The sequence below is a fragment of the Tetzosporium hominis genome, assembly GCF_002265435.1.
Taxonomy (GTDB): domain Bacteria; phylum Bacillota; class Bacilli; order Bacillales_A; family Planococcaceae; genus Chryseomicrobium; species Chryseomicrobium hominis.
The window spans coordinates 1-248 of record NZ_NOKQ01000275.1; the positions used below are offsets into that span (position 1 = coordinate 1).

At 53.2% G+C, this 248-nt stretch carries 1 protein-coding gene; it reads left to right on the top strand.

Annotated elements, in window-relative coordinates:
• The coding region (locus CF394_RS15975) for a hypothetical protein (protein WP_207761725.1) at window positions 1–208 on the top strand (208 nt) is incomplete at its 5' end.
• Between the last annotated feature and the right edge of the window lie 40 nt (window positions 209–248).

Consider the following 248-nt stretch of genomic DNA (forward strand, 5'->3'; position numbering starts at 1 on the left):
CCTGGTCACACGCATCGGCGGATGTGGGATGCGGAGTCCACATATCCAACCTGTACGAGTCGACCCCTGGGGGGAGTGTCGGGACAAGGGCAAACCGTTACGAAAAAAGAACGGATACCTGTGCCATGACTGCCACGGCAAACGAGTGAAGCACTCACTAGCCAATGAAATCACAAAGATGGGAGCCAGCAGACATGACAAACATTGATTTTAACCAATTCGCACAGGGAGCGCTTGCTGAGAACGCA